Consider the following 24,615-nt stretch of genomic DNA (forward strand, 5'->3'; position numbering starts at 1 on the left):
TTTATAGTGGTTTATTCCATTCTTCATAGAAGATATCCCTCCCATACTTTTCAATATATTTTCTTCACAACGATATACGTTCATACACAGAAGGAATATAAACCAATGTTTAGACTTAACAATATCAAACAAAATCTACTTATACTGTCTTTTGCAACACTGCTTGCAGGTTGTGGCGGTGGAGGAACAACTGCAACAGATGCAGCGACAACAGACTTAACGACAACATCAACACCAAAAAGAGTACAGATAGATATCAGTGCCGTGACTACAGAAGATTCTGCCACTATCAATTGGACACCATATGGTTATACTACAAAATCAGTAGAGTACGGTACAACGAATAAGTATGGTTCAGAAGTTTCAGTACAAGAAGAAGGTACTGTTACCTTATACAATTTACAGGCAAATACAGAATATCATTATAGAATAGTCTCTGAAGATGAAAAAGGCAGACCTGTTGTAAGTAATGACAACATTTTTACAACACTTGCAGAAAGTACTCAGCCCATCGTAACTGAACCGGCACCAACAGATCCGGTTGTAACCGATCCGATCGTAACTGAACCGGCACCAACTGATCCAGTTGTAACTGATCCGATCGTAACTGAACCAGCACCAACTGACCCAGTCATCACTGATCCGATCGTAACTGAACCGGCACCAACTGACCCAGTCGTCACTGATCCGATCGTAACTGAACCGGCACCTGTTTGCCAAAGTGGGCCTGCCATGCAGCAAGGACAGGTTAAGGATAGTGTTTCAGGTACGGGTCTAGCAAATGTTACAGTGACGATCAATGGATGTGTCACTCAGACCGATGCACAAGGTTTTTACGCACTAAATGACATTGCTGTTAGCGACAGAGCAGTGGTCACATTTGAACTCGATGGGTATTATATGAACAGTGAGATCATCGCTATTCAAGAATATTCAGATGGCACTACCCTCTCTCCAAACTATCTTGAATTCTCTCTGGATAAGTATGATGACCAAAATACTGCAGACAGCCAGAATGGAAAACTCTGGTCATATTTCTTTGGTATCGACATAGCCGGTGGGATCTATACAGATACTGCAGGAAATCCTTATAGCGGGAATGCCACTGCCCAAGTTGCTTATGAAGATGTAGCGACAGAGAAAGGTCGTGAAGTTTTCCCTGGTGCATATGAAGGGAAAAACGCTTATGGGGATATGGTTCCATTTGTCTCTTATGGATTGATGGTGGTAGACCTGAAAGATGAGTCAGGTAATGCATTAAATATATCTGATGACATCACTTTAAGATTCCATACAGCCACAGGAGCGACAGCTGAAATCGTCCCTCTATGGTACTACGACTATGCACAGGGGATCTGGATCGAAGAAGGTTATGCAACACGTCTGGCAGATGGAAAGTATGAAGGTACTATATCGCATCCTGGAACATGGAGCCTGAGCCAGCCTGTTGAAGAGGCTTTAGGTATCTATACCGATCGTATCCTCTACCCTGATGGTACACCGGCGAAAAATCTGCATATTCATGCCATTGGTGACAACTGGATCAGAACCGATCTTAGCACCGATGAGAATGGTGAATTTGAAATTGAAGTGATCCCGGGAAAAGCATTCACACTCAAAGCGTATCACTCTACAGATAAGTACACTGCTACATACAACGGGACAATCTCCGCTGTTGCTTCGGGTGAAATAGTTAATAACTCAAGCTTATAATTAGAAAATGAATAAGTAATATATGGGTAACACTCTTATACTACAATTTGAACACTGAAAAAGCCAAACTTGTTGTGAAGCAAGGACGGAAAGCTTAGGACCTCAACTAATGAGATGGCCGGGCTGCCTATATGCTCCGTTTTCTGAGAAGTACATTCTCACATGTTTCACAACACGCTTTTATCATATTTATAAAGAAAAAGGTAATACACAAATGTACTTAAACAAAACAACACTGGGTATCTTTATGGTGATGCTTGTAACGTTATTCACCGGATGTGGTGGAGGAAGTGGAACTTCATCTATAGAAGCAGAAGATTATTATACCGATTACACTATATATACCGATCGTATCATAGATACTAATCAGAAAGCAATACCAAACCTAAGAGTAGATGCTATTAGTGACAACTGGGTCAGAACCGATCTTTCTACCGATGAGAATGGTGAATTTGAAATTGAAGTTATACCCGGAGAAAAGTTCACATTACAGGTATATGACTCTGATAAAAATACTTATGCCACATATTCTGGTAAAATAACAGTAGATGCTGCAGGCGACATTGTTAGCCTATAAATATTAATTAAAAAAAGGATTGAATTATGAAAAAAATACTTTTACTCTTGATCACTTCACTTGCAATGCTCATGGCAGATTTTACATTGGAAGGAGATACATTAACTCCTGTGTCAGGAACGGTAACAACAGTTACGGATCCTACTCCACCGTCTACAACAACTGACCCGGTCAGTACATCAGGTGTACTACCTAATAGTTTAAATCTTATATGGGATGACCTATATGGACCTAATATTGGGTACACTTCCCAAACAAATTCTGGATATCCGCAATTTTCTGGCGGTGTAGCCAGAGATTTTCCAAATATGGATGTCGCCAGTGTAAATGCATGGTATGAGATAGAAGAGCAGGGAAATGGAAGCAGTTGTTCTCCAAGTATCAATCAAGCTACCAATACAGTTGTTGAAGCAGGATATCTAAGAGCATGGGTACTCTACGCAGATGGCGAGTGGAGACAATATGAAAACACCATAGATCATGAAGGAATGAACATGCCAAGTGCAGGTGATCCTTTTGCCGGTGACAACTTTAGAGGATGTGGTACGATCTACAACCCAATAAGACTAGCTAACCCACTGGATACTCGTGAAGGAATATCTGCAAATGGTTTTGGTCTCTACAAACCTGAGCATTACTGGGTATGGCATGGATGGGGACATACGATCCATCAATTGGTCAAGCCGCATAAAGCAGTATTTGTACAGTTGTATCTGAGACTTGCTGTTCAGAATCCTAATCTACCGGATGATAGACACTTGGCAAACTATGTAGCGCATATAGGTTCTGATTACAAGAACTCAAGTTATATTACGCTTGGTGATGTCGGTATCAGCAGATTCAAGAAAATCACAAATGACTGGCAACCGTTCAACCTCATCACAGGTGGAATTACGAAAGCGGAACTTGAAGCTAACCCACCGCCGTTTGTTAGTGCACCATAAAGGAAGACGTACTAAAAACGTCTCCCTACCCTACTGCACCGTTACCTGTAGCGGTGTATCAAAGAGCATCAAATTTACATGAAGCCCCTTTTTATACCATCTATCAATATTATGATCAAAACACATCATTCACTCTAAAACAAATATTAAAAAATAACTTTTTATTTTACTTTGGTTATAATGAATTACTATTTTAAAGTAGGAAGCAATGAAAACAAAAGTTTATACAATCGGGATCCAAGGATTGCCGGCAAAGTATGGTGGATTTGAAACATTTGCAGATTATTTAAGCCAATATATCAGTGATGATTTTGATCTAACTGTTTTTTGCAGCTCCAACCTCTATGAAGATAAAATAGATACATACCAGAAAGCAAAGTTACAATATATACCGCTTAATGCCAATGGTGTACAAAGTGTACCCTATGATATAGTATCTATTCTTCTTTCCCTAAAAGACAGTCATAACAGTAAAGATGTCCTTCTTTTGCTTGGATCTTCTGGTGCTATCATTCTTCCATTTATCTCACTCTTTACAAAAAGGAATATCGTTTTCAACATGGCAGGCCTGGAGTGGAAAAGATCAAAATGGAATAGATTTGCACGTTGGTTTTTGAAATATTCTGAAAAGATAGCAGTAAAATATTCTGATGCAATCGTGGCTGATAATAAAGGACTTCAAGATTACATTGCTTCTGAATACGGTGCAGAAAGTCATATGATCGCTTATGGTGGTGACCATGCAACAAAATTGGATCTGACGGATGAAGTCATTACAACATACCCATTCTTAAAAGAGCCGTATTATATTGGCGTTGCCAGGGCACAGCCTGACAATAATATCGATGTGATCTTAGAAGCATTTAAACAAATACCCGAAAAAAATCTTGTCTTTGTTGCGAATTGGAATGTGAGTGATTACGGTAGATCATTAAAAGAAAAATATTCTCAAATATCCAATATTCATTTAGTTGATGCCATATATGACTTACAGATATTGGATCAACTACGATCAAATTGTGTTGCGTATATCCATGCCCAGAGTTCAGGGGGAACAAATCCGTCGCTAGTGGAAGCGATGCATTTAGAACTACCCATTATCGCAACTGATGTTAATTTTAATCGATATACGACACAAGATAAAGCATTTTATTTTTCTAATATACCTGAATTAATTGATCATATCCAGTATAATAAAAAAGAGTCTTATGATGGTTGTAGGGAAAACATGAAAGAGATTGCTGAGAAAATTTATACATGGAAATATATAGTTAAGGAATACGAAAAACTGTTTTAAATAAAAGAAAGGGATTCACATATGAAAAATATAGCATTGATTGGTATTGGAAAGATGGGCATGTCACATTTGGCAATTGCTAACCAGACACCGGGGATAGAAGTCAAAGCTATTTGTGATACTTCCAAACCCTTATTGAGATTTTTAGAAAAAAACACTAAATTCGCAGCCTATACTGATTATAAAAAAATGATCGATGAAGTACCTCTTGATGGGGTAATGGTACTTGTCCCCAATGCATTTCACTTCGACCTTGCAAAGTATTGTATCGAGAGGGGTATCGATTTGTTTGTCGAGAAGCCTTTTACATTAAGCTATGCCGACAGCAAATCTTTGGTCGAACTGGCGAATGCACATAATGTCAAAGGACAGGTAGGTTATGTAAACCGCTTTAATCCGATCTTCCAACATGTCAAAAAACTACTAGATCAGAATGTGATCGGTGAGGTCAGTAACTATCTCAATCGTATGACCGGTGGTGTTATCTTGAAAGAAAACAGTGAGGGATGGCGGAATGATTATAAAAAAGGTGGCGGATGTCTTTTTGATTATGGTCCACACTGTTTTGATCTATCCACCTATTTTTTTGGTACAGATGTAAAAGTACAGTCATCCGCACTCAAAAAAGTATTCTCCACTGCAGTCGATGATATTGTCTATTCCACACTATTACATGGTGATAAAGTTGTTGGTCTTAACTATATCAACTGGTCTGACAGCTCTGTACGAAAAGCTACCAACAGTATTGAGATCATGGGGAGCAAAGGGAAAATAAGTGCAAGTAAACAGGAACTTGGTATCTTTCTTACAGAAGCCAACACCCAATTGAATTTGGAAAAAGGTTGGAATAAGATCTATGTAACAGATGAAAATACCAATGTGCCTTATTATCTCAGAGGTGAAGACTTCTCCCGTCAACTAATGGAATTCTCAAGTCTACTCCACGGTGAGATCGATGAGGCAACATCTTCATTTTACACTGCCAGTGTAACTGATAGACTGCTTGAAGAGACAAAAGAACTTTCTGGAGGGTTACTATAATGGATAAGATTATTTTTGGAGACAATCAGTTTTTTGGTGTAAACCATATGTCAGAAGAGACAGCAATTAAACAAGCCCAAAAGTTTAGAACAGCCGAAGATATTTACAAGATATTGGAATATGTAAATGATATCGGCATCAAGAGTTTTATGTTTACAACACATAATCAGCTAGAACCAGTGTTTGAAATGATGAAACAGAATTCAAAATTTGATGACTTCAAATTATACCCAAGTATGCCGTATGCGCATAAGTATGCAGATGCTATGGTTGAATTAGGTATCTTTGAAGCGATTAATAAATTTACCCCCGGAAACAAGATCATGGCTGGGATCAAAGGTGCAGGTTCGTTGATCACTGCAAATCCTGTGCCGATCATGCAATTGTTGGTTGATTCAGAAATGAAATTGCTCAAAGGGATGAATGTGCAGGGAATATTTCTTCTTAACATCGTGACTGACCTATTGTTAGGATTGGAAATGTATGATATTCTGTATGAGTTTTCTAAATACACAGAAGAAAAATATAATGTAAAAGCTGGTTTTTTTACGATGAACTATGTCAAACTGCATGATGTTCTGGTAAATAAACTTGGATTGGTAGATCCGATTATTGTAAGTGATATCGATAAGATCGGTTTCAGAATGAATCCTTCACAAGCAGAGGTTGAAAATACGTTAAAGAAGAATGACAGTTATAATATTGCGATGTCGTTTTTGGCATCAGGGGCTATCAAACCTGAAGAAGCCGTTGAGTATATCGGTTCTCTGGAAGGAAGTGTGAAGTCTGTACTGTTTGGAGCCTCATCTCCTTCACATATAAAAGATACCAAAGAACTTTTGGAAACTGTGCTGTAGCCATCTTTTTTTGTAGATGAATAGAATGGATTTTTTGTCCAGTTTCATCTACTTTTTTAAATACTCTATATATTCTGCAAGTGCCACTTCCCATTCCTGCATGACATCAAGGCCTAACAGATCCAACTTATAATTTATTGCTGATTCATTATGAGATACAGGAGCAACTCTTGTGTACATGCCTTCCGGGGCTTTTTTCACTTCACATTTTAAGTCAAACAATTCACCGATCTTTTTAACATAATGATATCTTGAAATATTTTGGGCATGATCGACACAATTATAAAGTCCATAGATCTTTGATGAGATCAACACCTCTATCTGTTTGACCAAATTTTTGACATAGGTTGGATTTCCGATCTGGGAAGCGACTGAATAATTCACATCACTATCCTTCAAATCCAGATATCTTTTATACACATAATTCTTTGCATGTGTCTTATCACCGCCGTACAACCAGCCTGTCCTCAATATAAGATATCTGTTAAGATGGTTTTGAACGATCTTTTCAGCCTCGTACTTTGAGGTATGATGTACTGTAGTGGGATGTACACTGTCAAATTCCGTATAGGCAATATCCTTCTGTTTCCCATAGATTCCTGTACTGGAAATATATATAAATAAAATATTATGCTCTAAAGCATAATTGACAAGATTCTGTGTACCTATCGTGTTTATCAAATACGCTTTATCGGTCTCCACTTCGCATGCTTCTACATTCGTAAAGGCTGCTGTATGAATGATAATATCAGGTTTTTCAGATGTGAGTACATCTCGTACGATAGTAGAATCCGTAATATCAAGGTCACTGTGTGAAAAGCCGATCACATCCTTATATGATATAAACTTTAAAATGTTCGAACCTAGCATACCGTTTGCACCAGTAACCAAAACTTTTTTATCACTCATATATCACAACCTTTTATCTTATAAATAACACTGACTACCCTATGTTAAGATCGATTTGAGATCCATTCAATATGTATTTATGACATAATAAAATATTATTCAAACTACAAATATATTGTAATAATAATAACATATTCAAACTTTATGGCAAAGGGGAATCTAAGGTCGATCAGTTAAGAGTTTTTGATATATTTTTAAAAGTTCATGGTAATGTTTGTTTTCGTTAAAATGTTCCTCTGCAAAATTTCGTGCATTTTCTCCAAGTGACCTATACGCATCATTTGAAATACTTTGAGCTTTTTGCACTGCACCCGTTAAATCATCTAAATCTCCACTATCAAAGAGATAACCGTTAAATCCCTCCTTTATCAATTCAGGAATACCTCCTATTCTTGCTCCTATCACCGGTTTCCCAAGAGCAAAACCTTCGATGACCGTCATGGGATTATTTTCGTACCATTCAGATGGCACAAATAGGAATTTTGACCTTTTAACAACATCAAACAACGCATCGCCATTCAAAAAACCGACAAACTCGACATTTGACATGTTATGCTTCGCAATATACTGTTTGGCCTCTTCTTCAACTTCCCCGGTACCAACTATCTTTAAATGTACATGAGGAAATTTTCTCCATACATTGAGAAGTGTCATGACCCCTTTTTCACGAGACAATCTACCAAAATACAAATAGTAATCTTCATGTGAGAAATGAGGAGAATACTTGTCAAGATCAATAAAATTATAAACATGTTCGCTTTTGGATTTCATAGATGGTTTATATTGGATATGTTTATCGAGGATAAACCGGCTCACCATAATAAATCTATCTATATACTTTTCATAGGAGAAAAACTGATCTCTTACAAAACATTCCATTGCTGCAATTGAACTGTAGACCAGGCTATGCTTTGTACATTTTCCAATAATACAACTGAGGTAGTTCCCCTCAGCACATTTTTCACAGATCTTGCCTTCACTGTCTCGCATCACATTGGCCGGGCATAGCATTCTGTAGTCATGAACAGACATGACAGTGGGAATATTGTATTTAGCCAAAACAGGTAGAATCGATGATGTTATGTGACCGTAAAAAATATGTAGATGTGCTATATCCGGTTTTTCATTTTTGATAAGCAATTCCAAATTATCACGTGCTTCTTTATTGTATAGAAATTGTGCTGCCAATTTAATTTTATGTAAAGTACCTGTATTTTCATAATTGAAAGGCTGTATAAAATACTTATCACTGTAATGCGCCTCAGACATTTCATCTTTGACACTGAAAAATAGAACATTATGACCATTTTTTTCCAATAGTTTGGAGGTCTCAAAATATACACGGTCCGAACCACCTCTTACATGGTGATAATTGTTAATTTGTAAAATTTTCATTTTCTTCCCTTCCACCACTATAAAACCTTATGTACAATCTCACATTAACACTTTTTTATTTGTTTGAAGTGCTTTCATCACACATATTAATCCTGCAAAAAGATATAAATATATATGGTTATCCGGAGGTTGTACCAAAAACATAGAACCTATGATAAGTAATATTCCTATCAGGGTAGGCAAAAGATAATAGTGTCTATGAGATCTTTTATAGAGGTTCAGAGCTGTCTTTATTAAAAAATAATAAAATAACAAATAGAGTAAAGTCCCAATGAGACCAACTTCCAGGATGATCCAGAAATAATAATTATCTATGGCATAAAAATCAAATTTGGTTACGAAATTTCTCTCTTTTCCAAACCCAAAAAAAGGTGCCTCTTGTATTTTATCATACACAGCCACATATTGAAGTGCCCTGGAAGTTGAACTTCTTACTTCTTCCCCTCCACTAAGCAGGTCAAAACGGCCATGAAAATTCATGATTAACATATGGATATAATTGAATAGAAAATAGAAAACCACACCAATCACAATAACATTTAACATGTGTGCAATCAATCTATACTCTTTACCCCTTCTATAGATGTTTAGGACCAAATAGATATAAACCAGGATCATTGACATTACAATAGCCGATCGTGACCCAGTTGAATAGATTGCGAATATGAACAATAGTAGATAGATCATTTTCAACAGTAAAGAGTAATTGTTTTTATAGATATAGGCTACTACCATAGGAAATAAGATAACAAGATATTGGCCTAGGACAATGGAATTAAGAAAACTTGTCCTTACACGATACATTCCGCTTCTTGTTAAACCCATGGTTGCATCCGTAAGCAACATAATTTTATCTGAAGCCAAGGTCCCATATATGGGATACTTTAATATAAACTCAAGCAAGACAAATATCAAAACTATGGTATAGCCATAAAAAATGATCTTGACCAATTGGTCAATACTCTCTTTTGTATGGATCAAAAGGATTGTCAATATTATAATAAACACGGAAGAGAGAAATTCTATAAGGATCATAATATATTGTGATACTTCTCTACTGTTCATGGTTAGAGAAAACAGTTTTACAACAAAAAATAGTAGCAATATGTTTATCATGGCTCTATTTTGCTGATATACCGGTGACATCCGTTGAGCAATATGTTTCAAGTTTTGAGTCAGAGAAAGGGTCAATGAGATAAATAAAATGATCAATAAAATTCTTTTTAATGAGATAGCAAAACCTTCACCTCCTATACCGAATCCTAAATATGGCGGCATGAATGGTACGAGAAAAATAAAAATGAGATATATGAACTGAAGTCGATAGGAAATAATGAAAAAGTATACACTTAGAACTAATGTTAAAACCGATCCCAATACTTATCCCTTAAAAGCTATATATTTATTTAGCTTTCTGTATAGTTTTGACATACCCTTTAAAAGCGTAGGAAAACTTCTTAAATAGTAACTTAGTAAAAGTTTTTTTGATCTTTTCGGAGTTAGTGAATAACTATCTTTAACGGTCTGCTTAAATTTTATAATATCATCACTTATCAAGTAAGAGAGTGCCATTTCAAGATACAATTCTGATTTGATCTGTAGAATTTCAGCATGAAATTGTTGATTGAAATAGCTATCCATATCATTATAGCTTTTCAGTATTCTTTGAAATTCTTTTTCTTTATTTTCAATATTCAGCATTGAAACAGACCAGGATCCAGCAGCATTTCTTCTGTAGACAGACATCGGTCTATCAATATAAAGTGCACCACCTTTTATAGATCCGAAGATCTGCAGAAAATAATCTCCAAAAGGTGCTTCCTCATACCATTGAGGTAAATTTAAAACAGCTTCTTTTTCAAAGATCAAAGATGCTGTCGGACAAAATCCTCCACCTCCTAATACAATCTCACTTGTAGAAAATAGTCTATTACCATTGGCCTGTTTTGTGGTAATACTGTCCTTTTTACTACCATCTTCCCATTGATCAATCGCTGAATGAAAACTCATCTGACAATCTTCAACTTTTCTCATTTCATCAAGTTGTATCTGCAACTTATGAGGATCTATCCAATAGTCATCTCCTTCACATATTGCAATATACTTTCCAGATGCTCTATTGAAAATTGTCGTTCCTGGCATGATACCTTTTGACCACTGATTCTCTTTTTGCAAAATCAGTTTTATGATCGTTGGATATTCTTTTACATACTTCTCTAATATCTCTACCGTCTTATCGATTGAACAATCATCATGCACAATAACCTCAAATGGGAAATCAGTCTCTTGCATCAATATACCGTCTAATGCATCTGAGATATAACTTTCATGATTATAGGTGATACATGCCACGGTCATAAGAGGAGGTTCCGTATAGCTCCAGTTCTTCATGATCTCTGTTTCATTTTTTTCTATCATTATTTTACTTTTTCTATTTTTTCAGATGAAATATTATATTTTTCTAAATACCACTTTACGGTCTTAATAATTCCAGATTCAAAATGCTCATCAGCTCTCCATCCAAGTTGGGTTTCAATTTTAGTAGCATCTATAGCATAACGCCTATCATGCCCTGCCCTATCCTCAACATAAGTAATCTGCTCTTTATAACTTTCTTCTTTGGGAAGCAGACTATCGAGTATTTCACATATCTTATCAGCAATGTAGTTGTTGTTACGCTCATTACGCCCACCGATGTTGTAGACTTCACCATTTTTTCCGGTATGGTACACAAGATCGATCCCTTTACAATGGTCCAGGACATAGAGCCAGTCACGGATGTTTTTACCATCCCCGTAAATGGGAATAGTATCCCCTTGCAGTGCTTTACGTATAATGGTCGGTATGAGTTTTTCATCATGCTGCTTCGGACCATAGTTATTTGAACAGTTTGTGATAACCGTATCCATACCATACGTATGATGATAACTTCTCACAACCATATCACTTCCTGCTTTTGAAGCTGAATAAGGTGAATTGGGCGCATAAGGGGTCTCTTCCGTAAAAAGTCCTTCTTCACCCAATGTACCGTAGACTTCATCGGTGGATATATGGTGAAATCGGCACCCTTCATACCCTGGCGTATGGACAAAAGGTTTCTCCATCCAATACTTGTACGCTACATCAATTAGCGTAAAAGTACCGTTCACATTGGTTTCTATAAATAGACCAGGGTTTTTGATAGAATTGTCAACATGAGATTCAGCAGCAAAATGGATCACACCCCTTATATCATGTTCGGAAAAAAGATATTCCAGTAATTCCCTATTGCAAATATCTCCTTTCACAAAACTGTAGCGTTCACTCTTTTCTATCTCTTTTAAATTCTCTACATCACCGGCATAAGTAAGAAGATCAAGATTAATCACATGATACTCCGGGTACTTTTCTAAAAAATAAGGTACAAAGTTACTTCCAATAAATCCCGCACAGCCAGTCACTAAAATTGATTTCACTTTCTATCCTTTTCTATTATTTTTAGATACTCTCTTAATGAATCTTTTAATAATTTGAATAAATCGGCCCCTATGAGTAAAATGCTTTATCCATAAAGATCCTCATCATAATCAAAAAGTTTATCTGTGTCTAAAAGTAAGGGTTGCTTCTTATCCTTGTCGGAAAGTAGTAAATGATCAGGATTTATCTGCCAGTCTATATTGAGTGTCGGATCATCAAAAGCAATCCCTCTATCAAATTCTCTAGCGTAATAGTTATCCACTTTATAGGAAAGTATTGCTTCCTCAGAAAGCACTACAAATCCGTGCGCAAATCCTCGTGGTATGAAGAGCATACGTTTATTCTCCTCTGACAGTTCAACTGCCACATATTTCCCAAATGTAGGAGATCCCTTACGAATATCTACAGCAATATCAAGAATTTTACCCTTAATAGCACGTGCTAACTTACTCTGGGCAAACGGGGGAAGTTGAAAGTGTAGTCCTCGAAGTACACCATAGGATGATTTAGATTCATTGTCTTGGAGAAAATCAATATTAAACCCCAATGCCTCTTGCAGCTTGTCACTCCGATACGTTTCCATGAAATAACCTCTGTCATCAGCAAAAATATCCGGTTCGATCATAATAACATCAGGTATCTTGGTTTTGATGAACTTCATATTCACTCTACCCCTTTCGTCGTTTTAAAATCTGACTTAACTGTGCTTCAAAACTCCCATAAGAACTCGTTTTCACTAGTTTATTGATTATAAAATAGAGAACGGTAAACATTGTACTTTTCATGACTAACATTAGTATACCATATATTTCAATTTCTTCAGTGGATAATATCACTAGCCACACTATTATGAATGAAATTAGCATCTGTACAATAATAGGTTTGAGAAACACAAAAAAAGCTAATTTGATTTCACGTGATGCAAACAAAATATTTAAAGAAACACTCAAAACTGCCACGATAACCAAACCATAAAGATACCCTTCTATCCCCCATAAAAACCCAACATAAAAGTTAATACTCTGCAATATTTTTTTATAGATCTCCAGGCGAAGAAAAGCTTTGGAATTTCCACGGCTCATTAAGATATCAACAAGTAATGCACTTATAGGATATGCAAAACCACTCAATAGAAGTATTTTAAAGTATGCAACGGAGGGCAGCCACTTTTCCGTGAATAGAAAAACAATTAATTCTTCAGATATGACGTACATTACGCCCAACAGAAAGAAAACAACAAAACTAATAATTCTCAATGTGTTGATGACGATATGTTGAAATCTTGGTAAATCATTTTGTACTTTACTTAAGACAGGAAAAAGTACTGCCATAATACTCCCGGACGAGAGCTGAGTGATCATTAAATCTAATCTTTTGGCCTGGTCAAAAAAACCTAGAACTGCTGGAGTAAATAACTTTCCTATAATAAGAACATCCAGTTTACTATATACCACTTCAAGTATAGTGGATAAAAAAATACGAAAACCAAATCCCCATAATTGCATCAATGCCTTAAAAGAAAACAATAAGGAAGGCACCCATTTGGATGCACTCCAGACAAATAGATTATAATATACGCCTCTTGACAGTGCCTGGATCACAAGACTCCATACTCCAGCACCGTAAAGTGCGAACCCGATACTGGTTATACCGCTTAAGAGGGCTGCAGCTACATCTGCTTTTGCCAAAGCAGCGTAATTCAGTTGTTTACGTAATATATTGGTCTGTACGCTGCTAAATGCATTGATCACAAATAACAGTGCTGTGACTTGTGTAACAGGAACAAGTTCTTCATTGTTATAAAAATCACTTATCCAGGAAGCAGAAAAAATTGTAATTACTGTCAGTATTACACCAATAAAGACATTAAAATAAAATACAGAAGAATAGTGAACCAGTAATAGTCTGCGCCGCTGTATCAAAGCACTACCAAGTCCTACATCGGTAAAAACAAGCGCGATCATTACAATGACCATGATCATCGCTATCAAACCAAAATCAGATGGCTCGAGTATCCTTGCCAAAATGATTGTTACAATAAAAGTCGTTCCGTGTCTGGCTATTTTTCCAAAAAAATCCCAGATCAGTGCGGTTAATCCCATTGACTTTAAGTTATCAGGCATATAAACTTCTTTCTTAATGTATATATTTTTAATGCAGCATGCTTTTAACTACCATCTGTTCGTTAGCTAGTCTTGACTATAGAGCTTATCCTTTATTTTGAATTCAATAACTATATTAATTCATAGCTGTTCAACATCTCTTCAATCTCTTCTTTAGAGTTAAACATCATAACATCAATAATAGAAAGATTGGGTATAAACTTATGATTAAACTGTTTATACTCTATATCTCCACTTTTTATAAAATTCAACTTTATCCCTTCTCTCAGAAAGTCTTCTTTATTATATAGTTTCTGCCCACCGATCGAATTAATATAATGATCAGCATTTAATCTTTTACAGATATCTATTACTCTATCTTGTCCCTTTAACAAAGTGTCTCCCTGTAGATCACTCAAATAAATCATTTTTGTATCTATATCTAAATATTGTACAGTTCTCTCAATTGCATAACCCACGTATTTAGCTAAATTCTTTTCACCATGCAACAATATCTCTTCTAACATTGGATAAACTTCTTCAAAATATGGTGCTTTTTTGTAAGCATGAAAAATTGATTTCAGTATTTGACGGGCATTTTTTCCGACTTTAACTTCATTGATCAGTGATCTCATATGAACACTCGACACTTCTAATGTAAACAAATGTCGCCTACCATTGATAAGCATATTGTTTCTGTTGATATACCCTTGTTTTATGTACTGCATACTGTCTGCAATCACATAGATATCAGATATATTTATTAATTGCCAGAACCCAAGATAAGGGAAAAAGTATGGCTGATTACATCCTATTGTCATTTTTTACCCTTTATACATATAACGTAACGCAAGAAAAATCCTGCCTCTCATTTAACTATAGTTTTTCGAGCGTATTTCCTTCAATGTTTCTATAATTGTTTCACTCACAAGGGGTTCTATACCTGAATGCATCGGAACTACCAAAATTCTGCTTGCAATATCTCTCGATTTCACCATGATACTTTGATGTTCAATATAAGGAAGTGTGTCTAATGAAGGTTTAAAATATTGACGTGCTGCAATCTCTTTTTCAAGTAATGCTTCTCGAACCCTGTTCATCTCATCTTCAGATTTGAATACAACTGGAAAATAGGTATAACTTTGCGTGGCATCTTCATTCTTTTTTTGTAACTGAACATACTCTTTTAATTGACGTGTATAGAATTCATGACTTGCTTTACGTTCTTTTTGTATGATATCCTCTTCCTCAAGCATACATAATCCCATGGCCGCTTCCACTTCATTCATTCTTGCATTGACACCCAGCATAACCACAGAATCAGGACCATCAATACCACAATTCCTGACAATTTTTGCTTTTTCATACAAAGCATCATCCTTGATAACAATAGCAGCACCTTCAATCGTATGAAAGAGTTTGGTCGCGTGAAAACTGATAATAGATATATCACCGTAATTTAATATATGTTTATCTTTATACTTCACATCAAAAGCATGAGATGCATCATAAATCACTTTGAGGTTGTGTCTTCTGGCTATTTTATCGATTACGTCTATTTGACAAGCATTACCAAAGACATGACACGGCGCTATCGCACATGTCTTTTCCGTAATAACACTCTCAATATTCTTTGGATCAATGTTATAAGAGTTACCATCAATATCTGCAAAAACAGGGATCAGTCCTTCTACAACGATCGCACTGGTTGTAGAAACAAAACTGAAAGGGGTCGTTACAACTTCCCCCTCAACTTCCAAAAGTCTGTAGGCTAGTTGCAATGCATCTGTCCCATTAGAGATGCAAAGCAGATTTTTTACCCCTAGATATGCTTCAAGTTTTTTCTCAAGTCTTTGAACCAGAGGCCCATTATTCGTCAAGCATCTACTTTCATAAATACCATCTATATATGCTTTGAATTTTTCTTTGTCAGGCATATATATTTTCGTTGTGTAAATCATATAATCTTCCTGCTTCACTTCAACAATATGTAGAGCTGCTCAATCCCACTCATCAGCTTAAAAAGATAGATTTTATAATATAGTATAATACTTCCTTTCTTCTATAATTATAAAAAAGAAAAAATTATTCTATTTACTTATTTTGATATCGTTAATATATTTATATCCTTTATCATCATGATACCTTCCTTATACTCATGGTATTTTTCATAATCAGAAGGCTCTATCTCATCATTTACAAGATCTATGAGTATTTTCGGGAAATCACAACCTGCAAGATAAGTGATAGGATAAGCACCGCCAAATCGTGGATTCAACTCTAATATGTATGGCTCGCCCTCTTTTAAGAAAAAATCAACATCAAGTGGACCTACATGCCCAAGTCTATTTCCTAGCTTCATTCCCAATGCAGCCATATTTCTATCTTTGATCGCATATCCTTGATCTGTTTCCCCCGATCGCATTTTTATCTTCTGTTTGACGATGGTTGTGATCGTTTGTCCATTCAAATCATTTAATATGTCAAAACTATATTCTTTACCTTCTATAAACTCTTGAACGATCATATCTTCATTATCATAATATTTCAGAAAAAAATCAACTTCATCTCTGTTTCGGGCCAGACTGATCGCATTGCTTCCAAAACCAAATCTTGGTTTTACGATGACAGGGTAAGAGGGTATCTCTTGTTGGACCACCTCTGCTGATGTCATGGTCCACGGTGTTTGAAACCCTTCACGTCGTAAAAACTTGAAAGCCTCAACTTTATCAAAACATATGTGATTCACCTGATGAGAAGAGATCACAGGCTTTACCCCTACAACTTCAAATTCTTTTAAATATTTTGATAATATATACGTGTCATAATCATAGAAAGAGAGAAGCATATCAATCTTTTCAGTTTTGCAAATCTGTAAAAGTGCATCAATATATTTACGTTCATCTTTTATGCTTGGAACGATATAGCTTTTGTCACAATGTAAAAACCCGGAAGTGAACTCCGTATTCCTGTCATTTCTGTCAGAGGTACCTATGAGCTTACTATCAGCAGACAGGTGTTTTCTAAAATAATCAACGATATACCCTCTTCGTCCAATCGTACAAAACAATATGTTCAAAATATATCCTTTCTCATGTACAAAAAAATACAAATACTATGTGAATGACAATACCGTTCCATCTGTACTTAACCACAAAATCATGTACGAATTTTCTTTAATGTTTCCAATATCACTTCACAAGCCTTTACCTCAGCTCCTGAATGTAATGGTAAAGATAATATCCTACTGGTATAGTCACGTGAAATAGTCATAGGTTTACGCTGTTCAACATAAGGAAGAATATCAAGTGAGGGTGAGAAATATTGACGGGGTTTAATACCGTTTTCCATCAAAGCATCCATTACCTTATGCATTTCATCTGGTGACCTTAGAAGAATAGGACAATAACTATAGTTGAACGTGGCATCTTCATTCAGTCTCTGCATTTGAACATGATCCTTCAGCTGCTCTGCATAGTAAAGATAGCTGTCTTTTCTCTCTTTTCTGACTGCTTCTATCTCATCAAGTACACAGAGTCCGGCGGCTGCTTCCAATTCGTTCATTTTTCCGTTAATACCCGGTGTACATCCTTCTCCTGTGATATTCGTTCTTCCGTATTGTCTCATTGCCTTTGCTTCTTCATACAATGCATCATCTTTAATAATAAGGGCACCACCTTCAATAGAATGGAAGAGTTTTACTGCATTAAAACTAAGCGTTGAAATATCGCCGTAGTTTAAAACACTTTGACCTTTATAATCGACGCCAAAAGCATGTGCACCATCAAACACTACTTTTAAATTGTTTCTCTTTGCCACTTCCATAATTTCATCCACCTGACAGGCATTACCATAGACATGTACGGGGACAATACCTGTGGTTTTATCAGTCATAGAACCTTCGATCTTATCTGGGTCTAAGGTCATATATTCACTATGGATATCTGCATATACCGGTGTCAGGCACTTTGAGATAAGTGTATCTGTTGTTGAAACAAAAGTAAACGGTGTCGTGATCACTTCACCTTTTAACTTCAGAAGTGTATAGGCCATTTCCAAGGCTATTGAACCATTTGCTACACATACCAGGTTTTTAACCCCCAGATATGCTTCAAGCCTTTTTTCAAACTCTTGCACTAAGGGTCCGTTATTGGTAACCCATCCTGTTTCATATATCTTGTCAATATATGCATGAAGTTTTTCTTTATTCGGGTACCAAACTTTTGAAATAGGTATCATTTTTACCCCTTTTAGATAATATATCTGAACAATGCGAATAAGGTATTTTTACTATTCTACTACAAACAAAACAAATTAAAACTTATATTTAATGTTATTTAATTTAAAAATGATACTTCATATATAAATATTAGATATTACTAAGTATTTTCATAATATTTTTAATACTTTAATGTATCTATCTGCGATGTTACCTCCAAAAATACTGACTCTCTTCTATTCTCTCTTGGTTCTATAGATTTTAACGGCCATTCACATCTTAATCATAAAAGTGTATACTTAAAAAATATATTGATATAAGGATGGTAGAAAAATGAATATGAAAATGATACTAAAGGCATATTTCCTCATTCTTGGCATGGCACTGCTGGCAAGTGGTTGCAGTACGAAAGAGTCAAAGACCGATATACTTGTAGAATTGGGAAATGATCCTGAAAAAGTCAAACTTTATAGGGAAGATATGCAAAATCTGGTTAAGGATATCGAACAGAATCAACCAAACTACAAACATCTTCCTTTAAAAGAAAAAGCTGATTTTGATTGGTTTTATATTGAGACGTATGCCGTATGGGAAAAACGTGTCACTAAAGAGCAATTTATCCAAAATGGTCTTCAACGTTATCCTTCATACAAAGAATCACTGGAATATTTGGCAGACCGGCTTACCAAATAATGGTTGAAATAGATGGAATACCATACCATAAGCTCTTAACTAATAGTCTAATGGTTTGATCACCATCTGTTTTTCCAACTCTTCTCTATCCAAGAAGGGTGCCATATCTTCCATAGGTCTGTTCCCTGCCAGTCTGGGTTCAACCAGATGTTTGGAGTCACTTAACCGTATATCTATGAGTTCACTTGCATCATTTTGTAAACTTTGCTCGATGAGTTTCTCTATTTCATCCATATTTGAGACTTCATGACTTTTGATACCATACGCTTCTGCTATATTTTTGAAATGGGGCACACTGTAATCCTTTTGAGTCCCAATATAATTTTCATTTAAATATTCTGTTTGCATTTGTCTCACCATGCCCAAAAAAGCATTGTTCATGATAAATATTTTAATTGGCAGTTGTCTTCTACTAAGTACTTCAAGTTCTTGAATATTCATCTGAAAACCACCATCTCCTACAATAGCGATTGCGCGTGTCCCACTTCCCAGTGTAGCTCCGATAGCAGTAGGCAATGCACACCCCATAGCTCCCAGACCTCCTGAAAAAAGTAATCTTTGGTCTTTTTTGACTCTAAAAGATTGGGCAGCCCACATTTGATGCAATCCTACATCTACACACACCATATCCCCTTCTTTTGAATGTTGGGAAATAAGAGATATGATCTTATTTGGCATTTTTTCTTTTTTATCGATCGTATACAATGAAGAGTATTGCTCTTTATAGCTTAAAACCTTATTCTGCCAACTCTCTATATTGGTTTGGAGTGCTTTTGTATTTAGCTTATCAAGAAAACTTTTTACATCAGCATTGAGAGCGTAATCCACTTTTATCTTTCTGTCTAGTTCATGTCTATCTATATCGACCTGAACGATTTTCGCTTCTCTGGCAAACGTAGATGTTTGTCTTCCTGTCTGACGAGCATCCAACCTCGATCCCAGTATGATCAAAAGGTCACTGTTGGCCAAAGTCAGACTTGCACATCTATTTCCGTATGCACCGATGAATCCAAGGTTATATTTATAACTCTCCTTGACAAGATCTTTTCCCATTAACGAGTATACGACCGGAATATTTGTAGCGCCCAATAATGCATTTAACTCTGATTCGACATCTGCGATTCTGGCACCGCCGCCAACCAATATCACTGGTCTTGTTGAAGCATTGATCAGTGTAGCAATATTTTCGATCACAGCATCATCTATATCTGTATGGATTGAAGATGCTTGATAGGCTTCACTCTCATAAAATGATCTTTCCTTATCCGGATCAAACTCTTTGTATTGCAGGTCAATAGGAATATCAATAAGCACCGGTCCTTTCCTACCCTCTTCAGATATATATGCAGCCTTTTCCAATTCATATCTTAGATCATGTATATCATGTATGAGTACAGCATATTTTGTGATCGGTTTCACAACACTGACAATATCTGTCTCTTGAAACCCTATCTGTCGTACGGGGGCATTGTTCTCACACCCTGATGCATTCTTGCACTCATAGGTATTGACTTGCCCGGTAATGAACAATGCAGGTACAGAATCATAAAAACAGCTGGCTATAGGTGTAATCAAATTTGTTGCACCCGGCCCACTGGTTGCTGTTGCTACACCTATTTTACCTGTAGCTCTGGCATACCCTTCTGCAGCAAAACCGGCACCTTGTTCATGTATGGTATTCACCATTTCGATCTCTTTATGGTTATCTATAGAGTCCATGATATGGGCATTATTCCCACCTATATATCCAAAAACCTTATCTATGTTATGCTTCACTAAAAACTCAATGATATAATCTGATACTTTCATCACTTTTCCTTTTTCACTAAAATCATATGCTCTCTCAATGCCTATAGATGGAATCAAGTATTTCTTTTAAATCAATATATTTATATTGATCATTCTGTTGTTTCAAATGTGCTTCTATATTTTCTTTTGTTACTTGGACCCCAAAATCTTGATGTTCAACCGAATCTTCAGGATACAATAATTTACTTATGACAAGTTCAGTATGTTCTTTTCTCAGGTGAGAAGAGTCCCAATAATTATCTTTATTGGTCGTGATAGAATTCACACCTGTAAAATCAGTGAAATCGGTGATTTCCGCCAATTCTCTTTTGAAGGTTTCAAATGCCTGTTTCAATCCTGCTTCCTTGAGAGCGTAAAAATGTTCAGCATACATTGGAGGAATATAAACATAAATCTTGATGTCATTTTTATGACAATAATCTACAATTTTTTTAAACATACGCATATACTCATGTGAATATTCATACTTGGCATAGATACCACGGTTTTTATCAAAATAATATTTTATATGATCATTAATACTGTTTTGTAATTTAAACGTTCCATTCTTGAGCTTCTGTTTATAATTCGGAAAATGTCTCATACCGCTTTCTGAATAATAAACATGATATCTTGGATGCAAAGCATTATTGTTCACTATTGTACGTATAGATTTTATCAATGTTTGTATATTGAAGTATATATCATAGGTATAAAAGGAATCAAAAGATTGAATCTCCTCTTTCAACTGCACATAATCATCATTGAATTTTAAATTTTTATTAAATGTCATAAAGTCTATACCATAGATGATATTCTTGATATTGTTAAATTTAATCGCATACAGAAATGAGTCCCATTGAAGAGGCATTGCAGAGCCTGGAAGACTCATTGTAAAGGTTTTACCTCCTAAATATCTATCTGCTACATGTGTGTCCATCAATCCAATACGTGATGTACCTAACATAAGATTGTCCCATCCGCCTTTTTTTAATAGCGGCATTTTATATTTGATCGTAAAAAGGGTATTGTCTTCTTTTACAATGTTCATATTTTTGATCAATATTTTTTTATTAAACCCCAGTGGATCAATGACATAATTAATCAATCCTACAGCAAAAGAGATAGTTAGAATCATGATCATCCAAATTTTGATCCATTTTTGAGCAGACATTGCAATCCCTTCTAAAAATTAAAATATAGAAATTCTGAAACTTTATTCATTGATAAAACTCCCACTGAAAAGAGTATCCCTGAGAACAACATGGTTTTATACGATACTTTGAAACTGTTTGCCAACTCCACTGAATTTTTAAAGGCTAATACAAATACCATACCTGCTATTAGCCAAATAAAGGTATAGGTATCTCCCCCTGTTTCCACAATAAAATTTCCAAAATCAACACCATATTGGGTTAGAAATGATAATTTCGTAGATAAGCCGTATGGAAGATTGATCCCTGTCATACCGCTCATCCCTTTCAATACTTTTATCGCATCTTCAAACTCTTTTGCACGGAAAAATACCCAACTTGCATTGATAAAGTTGAATGTAATGAACCAGGCTATAAACGTATACATTCTAAAACCGAGTTTATGCCATGCCCTGTGAATGACAAGTGCCAGACCATGCAGTGCACCCCAAAAGACAAAAGTCCATCCGGCACCATGCCAGATGCCTCCGAGTAAGAATGTTGCGAATAGGTTGCTATATGTTCTTATCTCACCATGACGATTGCCTCCCAAAGGGATATAGACATATCCTTTTAAAAAGCGTGAGAGGGTAATATGCCAGCGTCTCCAAAAATCTTGTATAGAGGTGGCTTTATAGGGCGAAGAGAAGTTTATCGGCAGTTTAATATTAAACAGCAGTGCTGCACCGATGGCCATATCGGTATAGCCGCTAAAATCAAAATACAATTGAAAAGTATAGGAGAGTGATGTGATCCAGGCTTCGATCAAATTGAGTCTCTCTGCTACATCAAATCCATTGGTTGCCCAGACAGCAAAGGTATCCGCGATAACAACCTTTTTAAAAAGTCCTATAGAAAAGACAAAAAGACCCAGAGCAATATGACGATAATTTTTAACCTTGTTTCTTAAATTGGCAAACTGCGGCATCATCTCTGCGTGGTGTACGATCGGTCCTGCAATAAGCTGAGGGAAAAAAGCAACAAAAACAGCATAGTTTAAAAAGTCGTATTCATGTGTCTGGCCACGGTAGCTGTCAACCAGATATGCAATTTGCTGAAAAGTGAAAAAACTGATGGCCAAAGGTAAAGCCAAGTGCAAAAGAGGGATATTTGAGTCTACTACTCGATTGAAATTCGTAATGAAGAAATCGGCATATTTGAAATACCCGAGCAGAGCCAAATTTGAGATGATCCCAATGATCAAAAGGCTTTTTTTCAAGTAATGGTTTTGATCAGGCATCACTTTTGTAAGCTGTTTGCCTACAACATAGTTAAACAGCATAGAAACCAAAATAAGCGGCAAGTAGATAATGTTCCACCAACTGTAAAAGAAAAGTGATGAAAATACCAGAAAACCTTTAGCTGCTTCGGTTAACCGTTTCTTGTTTAGATAGAAATAGACAAAAAAGGTAACAGGTAAAAACGCAAAAATAAATATATATGAATTAAATAACATTACCGTATCCTTTTTTAGGGATTTTATACTTTACACATAGGTCTCACTATCCATGACTTTCAATTTTTTCTACCTTCATCTTATTTCACACCAGCCATATCGATCATATACTGACCATATTCTGTCTTCTTTAGAGGTTGTGCCAATTCTATAAGCTGTTCATCGGTGATCCAGCCTTTATAATGTGCGATCTCTTCAATACACGCTACCTTATACCCTTGTCTTTTTTCAATCGTACGGATATATTGCCCTGCATCTGCCAAGCTTTCATGTGTACCTGTATCAAGCCAGGCAAATCCACGTCCTAATAATTCAACCCTTAGATCACCCCGTTCCAAGTAAGCCTGATTGATCGATGTGATCTCAAGTTCTCCCCGTTCAGACGGCTTGATCGTTTTTGCTATTTCTACTACATCATTATCATAAAAATAGAGTCCAGTCACGGCAAATCTGCTCTTTGGATGTTCCGGTTTCTCTTCAATGGAAAGCACTTCATGATTTTCATCAAATTCAACCACACCAAAGCGTTCAGGATCTTTGACCTGATAACCAAAGATCGTTGCACCTTTTTCCTGTTGTGCTGCATGTTCTACCCTTGGCGTCAGGCCGGATCCAAAAAAAACATTATCCCCCAATATAAGACAAACACTATCATTACCGATAAAATCTTCCCCAATGATAAACGCTTCTGCCAAGCCGTTTGGAGAATTTTGTGTCGCATAAGAGAATGTCATCCCAAGAGGTGAACCATCCCCCAAAAGTTCTTCAAACCTATGAATATCCTGTGGTGTTGAAATGATCAATATCTCTTTAATACCGGCTAACATCAAAACAGATAAGGGATAATAGATCATAGGTTTGTCATAGACAGGGAGGAGTTGTTTTGAAGTGACTTTTGTGATAGGGTGCAGTCTGGTTCCGCTGCCACCTGCAAGAATGATACCTTTCATAAATACCCTTTCTTTATGATAGATT

General features: G+C 36.1%; 22 protein-coding genes and 1 riboswitch. Of the genes, 7 read left to right on the forward strand and 15 right to left on the reverse strand.

Translation table 11 applies throughout. The features are described from left to right. The first annotated feature begins 105 nt into the window (after positions 1-105). The 6 genes from MN086_RS07025 (at position 106) to MN086_RS07050 (ending at position 6,429) form a co-directional block, all read left to right on the forward strand. A complete protein-coding gene (locus tag MN086_RS07025; RefSeq protein ID WP_248575307.1) occupies positions 106-1,713 on the forward strand; it encodes a hypothetical protein in 1,608 nt (535 codons plus the stop codon). Positions 1,714-1,765: 52 nt separating this feature from the next. Then, a riboswitch (cyclic di-GMP riboswitch) is annotated at positions 1,766-1,844 on the forward strand. 83 nt (positions 1,845-1,927) lie between these two features. Beyond that, positions 1,928-2,290: a hypothetical protein gene (locus MN086_RS07030; RefSeq protein WP_248575308.1), complete on the forward strand. Its 363-nt coding sequence runs from the start codon at positions 1,928-1,930 to the stop codon at positions 2,288-2,290. Positions 2,291-2,316: 26 nt separating this feature from the next. Next, positions 2,317-3,234, forward strand: coding sequence for a hypothetical protein (locus MN086_RS07035; RefSeq protein WP_248575309.1), 918 nt, complete (start codon positions 2,317-2,319; stop codon positions 3,232-3,234). 208 nt (positions 3,235-3,442) lie between these two features. Continuing rightward, entirely contained in the window at positions 3,443-4,531 is a 1,089-nt protein-coding gene (locus MN086_RS07040) for a DUF1972 domain-containing protein (RefSeq protein ID WP_248575310.1), read from the forward strand. Positions 4,532-4,552: 21 nt separating this feature from the next. Beyond that, positions 4,553-5,572: a Gfo/Idh/MocA family protein gene (locus MN086_RS07045; RefSeq protein ID WP_248575311.1), complete on the forward strand. Its 1,020-nt coding sequence runs from the start codon at positions 4,553-4,555 to the stop codon at positions 5,570-5,572. Then, positions 5,572-6,429 (forward strand): hypothetical protein, encoded by an 858-nt coding sequence (locus MN086_RS07050; protein WP_248575312.1) that lies wholly within the window; start codon positions 5,572-5,574, stop codon positions 6,427-6,429. Before MN086_RS07045 ends, MN086_RS07050 begins: the two co-directional genes overlap by 1 nt. Positions 6,430-6,477: 48 nt before the next feature. Here MN086_RS07050 and MN086_RS07055 read toward each other — a convergent pair whose 3' ends face one another. The 11 genes from MN086_RS07055 to MN086_RS07105 all read right to left on the reverse strand — a co-directional run bounded on the left by MN086_RS07055 (position 6,478) and on the right by MN086_RS07105 (position 18,530). Next, on the reverse strand, positions 6,478-7,338 hold the full coding sequence (locus tag MN086_RS07055; protein ID WP_248575313.1) for an NAD(P)-dependent oxidoreductase: 861 nt from the start codon (positions 7,336-7,338) through the stop codon (positions 6,478-6,480). Between the two features lie 159 nt (positions 7,339-7,497). Further along, positions 7,498-8,733, reverse strand: coding sequence for a glycosyltransferase family 4 protein (locus MN086_RS07060; protein ID WP_248575314.1), 1,236 nt, complete (start codon positions 8,731-8,733; stop codon positions 7,498-7,500). A 39-nt stretch (positions 8,734-8,772) separates the two neighbouring features. Beyond that, a complete protein-coding gene (locus MN086_RS11060) occupies positions 8,773-10,011 on the reverse strand; it encodes an O-antigen ligase family protein (protein WP_371875203.1) in 1,239 nt (412 codons plus the stop codon). Between the two features lie 102 nt (positions 10,012-10,113). Further along, positions 10,114-11,151, reverse strand: coding sequence for a glycosyltransferase (locus MN086_RS07070; RefSeq protein ID WP_248575315.1), 1,038 nt, complete (start codon positions 11,149-11,151; stop codon positions 10,114-10,116). Next, on the reverse strand, positions 11,151-12,188 hold the full coding sequence (gene rfbB, locus MN086_RS07075) for a dTDP-glucose 4,6-dehydratase (protein ID WP_248575316.1): 1,038 nt from the start codon (positions 12,186-12,188) through the stop codon (positions 11,151-11,153). Before rfbB ends, MN086_RS07070 begins: the two co-directional genes overlap by 1 nt. Positions 12,189-12,274: 86 nt before the next feature. Continuing rightward, positions 12,275-12,850, reverse strand: a complete 576-nt coding sequence (gene rfbC / locus MN086_RS07080) for a dTDP-4-dehydrorhamnose 3,5-epimerase (protein WP_248575317.1) — start codon at positions 12,848-12,850, stop codon at positions 12,275-12,277. Between the two features lie 7 nt (positions 12,851-12,857). Continuing rightward, positions 12,858-14,312, reverse strand: a complete 1,455-nt coding sequence (locus MN086_RS07085) for a lipopolysaccharide biosynthesis protein (RefSeq protein ID WP_248575318.1) — start codon at positions 14,310-14,312, stop codon at positions 12,858-12,860. A gap of 110 nt (positions 14,313-14,422) precedes the next feature. Continuing rightward, the gene (locus MN086_RS07090) at positions 14,423-15,112 is read right to left on the reverse strand and encodes a WbqC family protein (RefSeq protein ID WP_248575319.1); all 690 of its coding nucleotides are present in this window, start codon (positions 15,110-15,112) and stop codon (positions 14,423-14,425) included. A gap of 51 nt (positions 15,113-15,163) precedes the next feature. Next, positions 15,164-16,252: a DegT/DnrJ/EryC1/StrS aminotransferase family protein gene (locus MN086_RS07095; RefSeq protein ID WP_248575320.1), complete on the reverse strand. Its 1,089-nt coding sequence runs from the start codon at positions 16,250-16,252 to the stop codon at positions 15,164-15,166. Between the two features lie 137 nt (positions 16,253-16,389). Then, positions 16,390-17,370 (reverse strand): ATP-grasp domain-containing protein, encoded by a 981-nt coding sequence (locus tag MN086_RS07100; protein WP_248575321.1) that lies wholly within the window; start codon positions 17,368-17,370, stop codon positions 16,390-16,392. Between the two features lie 80 nt (positions 17,371-17,450). After that, positions 17,451-18,530: a DegT/DnrJ/EryC1/StrS aminotransferase family protein gene (locus MN086_RS07105; RefSeq protein ID WP_248575322.1), complete on the reverse strand. Its 1,080-nt coding sequence runs from the start codon at positions 18,528-18,530 to the stop codon at positions 17,451-17,453. A gap of 319 nt (positions 18,531-18,849) precedes the next feature. On the opposite strand from MN086_RS07105, the gene MN086_RS07110 reads away from it, so the two are divergent. Further along, positions 18,850-19,203, forward strand: a complete 354-nt coding sequence (locus tag MN086_RS07110; protein WP_248575323.1) for a hypothetical protein — start codon at positions 18,850-18,852, stop codon at positions 19,201-19,203. A 39-nt stretch (positions 19,204-19,242) separates the two neighbouring features. Here the strand turns inward: MN086_RS07110 and MN086_RS07115 are convergent, their stop codons facing one another. From MN086_RS07115 to rfbA, 4 genes are all read right to left on the reverse strand, one after another. Beyond that, the gene (locus tag MN086_RS07115; RefSeq protein WP_248575324.1) at positions 19,243-21,012 is read right to left on the reverse strand and encodes a thiamine pyrophosphate-binding protein; all 1,770 of its coding nucleotides are present in this window, start codon (positions 21,010-21,012) and stop codon (positions 19,243-19,245) included. A 34-nt stretch (positions 21,013-21,046) separates the two neighbouring features. After that, positions 21,047-22,165: a hypothetical protein gene (locus tag MN086_RS07120; RefSeq protein WP_248575325.1), complete on the reverse strand. Its 1,119-nt coding sequence runs from the start codon at positions 22,163-22,165 to the stop codon at positions 21,047-21,049. An 11-nt stretch (positions 22,166-22,176) separates the two neighbouring features. Next, positions 22,177-23,640 carry an MBOAT family protein gene (locus tag MN086_RS07125; protein WP_248575326.1) on the reverse strand — a complete coding sequence of 488 codons (1,464 nt, stop codon included), beginning with the start codon at positions 23,638-23,640 and terminating at the stop codon, positions 22,177-22,179. An 80-nt stretch (positions 23,641-23,720) separates the two neighbouring features. Further along, positions 23,721-24,590, reverse strand: coding sequence for a glucose-1-phosphate thymidylyltransferase RfbA (gene rfbA / locus MN086_RS07130; RefSeq protein WP_248575327.1), 870 nt, complete (start codon positions 24,588-24,590; stop codon positions 23,721-23,723). Positions 24,591-24,615 lie beyond the last annotated feature (25 nt).

This window comes from Sulfurovum sp. XGS-02 (assembly GCF_023213175.1).
GTDB lineage: Bacteria > Campylobacterota > Campylobacteria > Campylobacterales > Sulfurovaceae > Sulfurovum.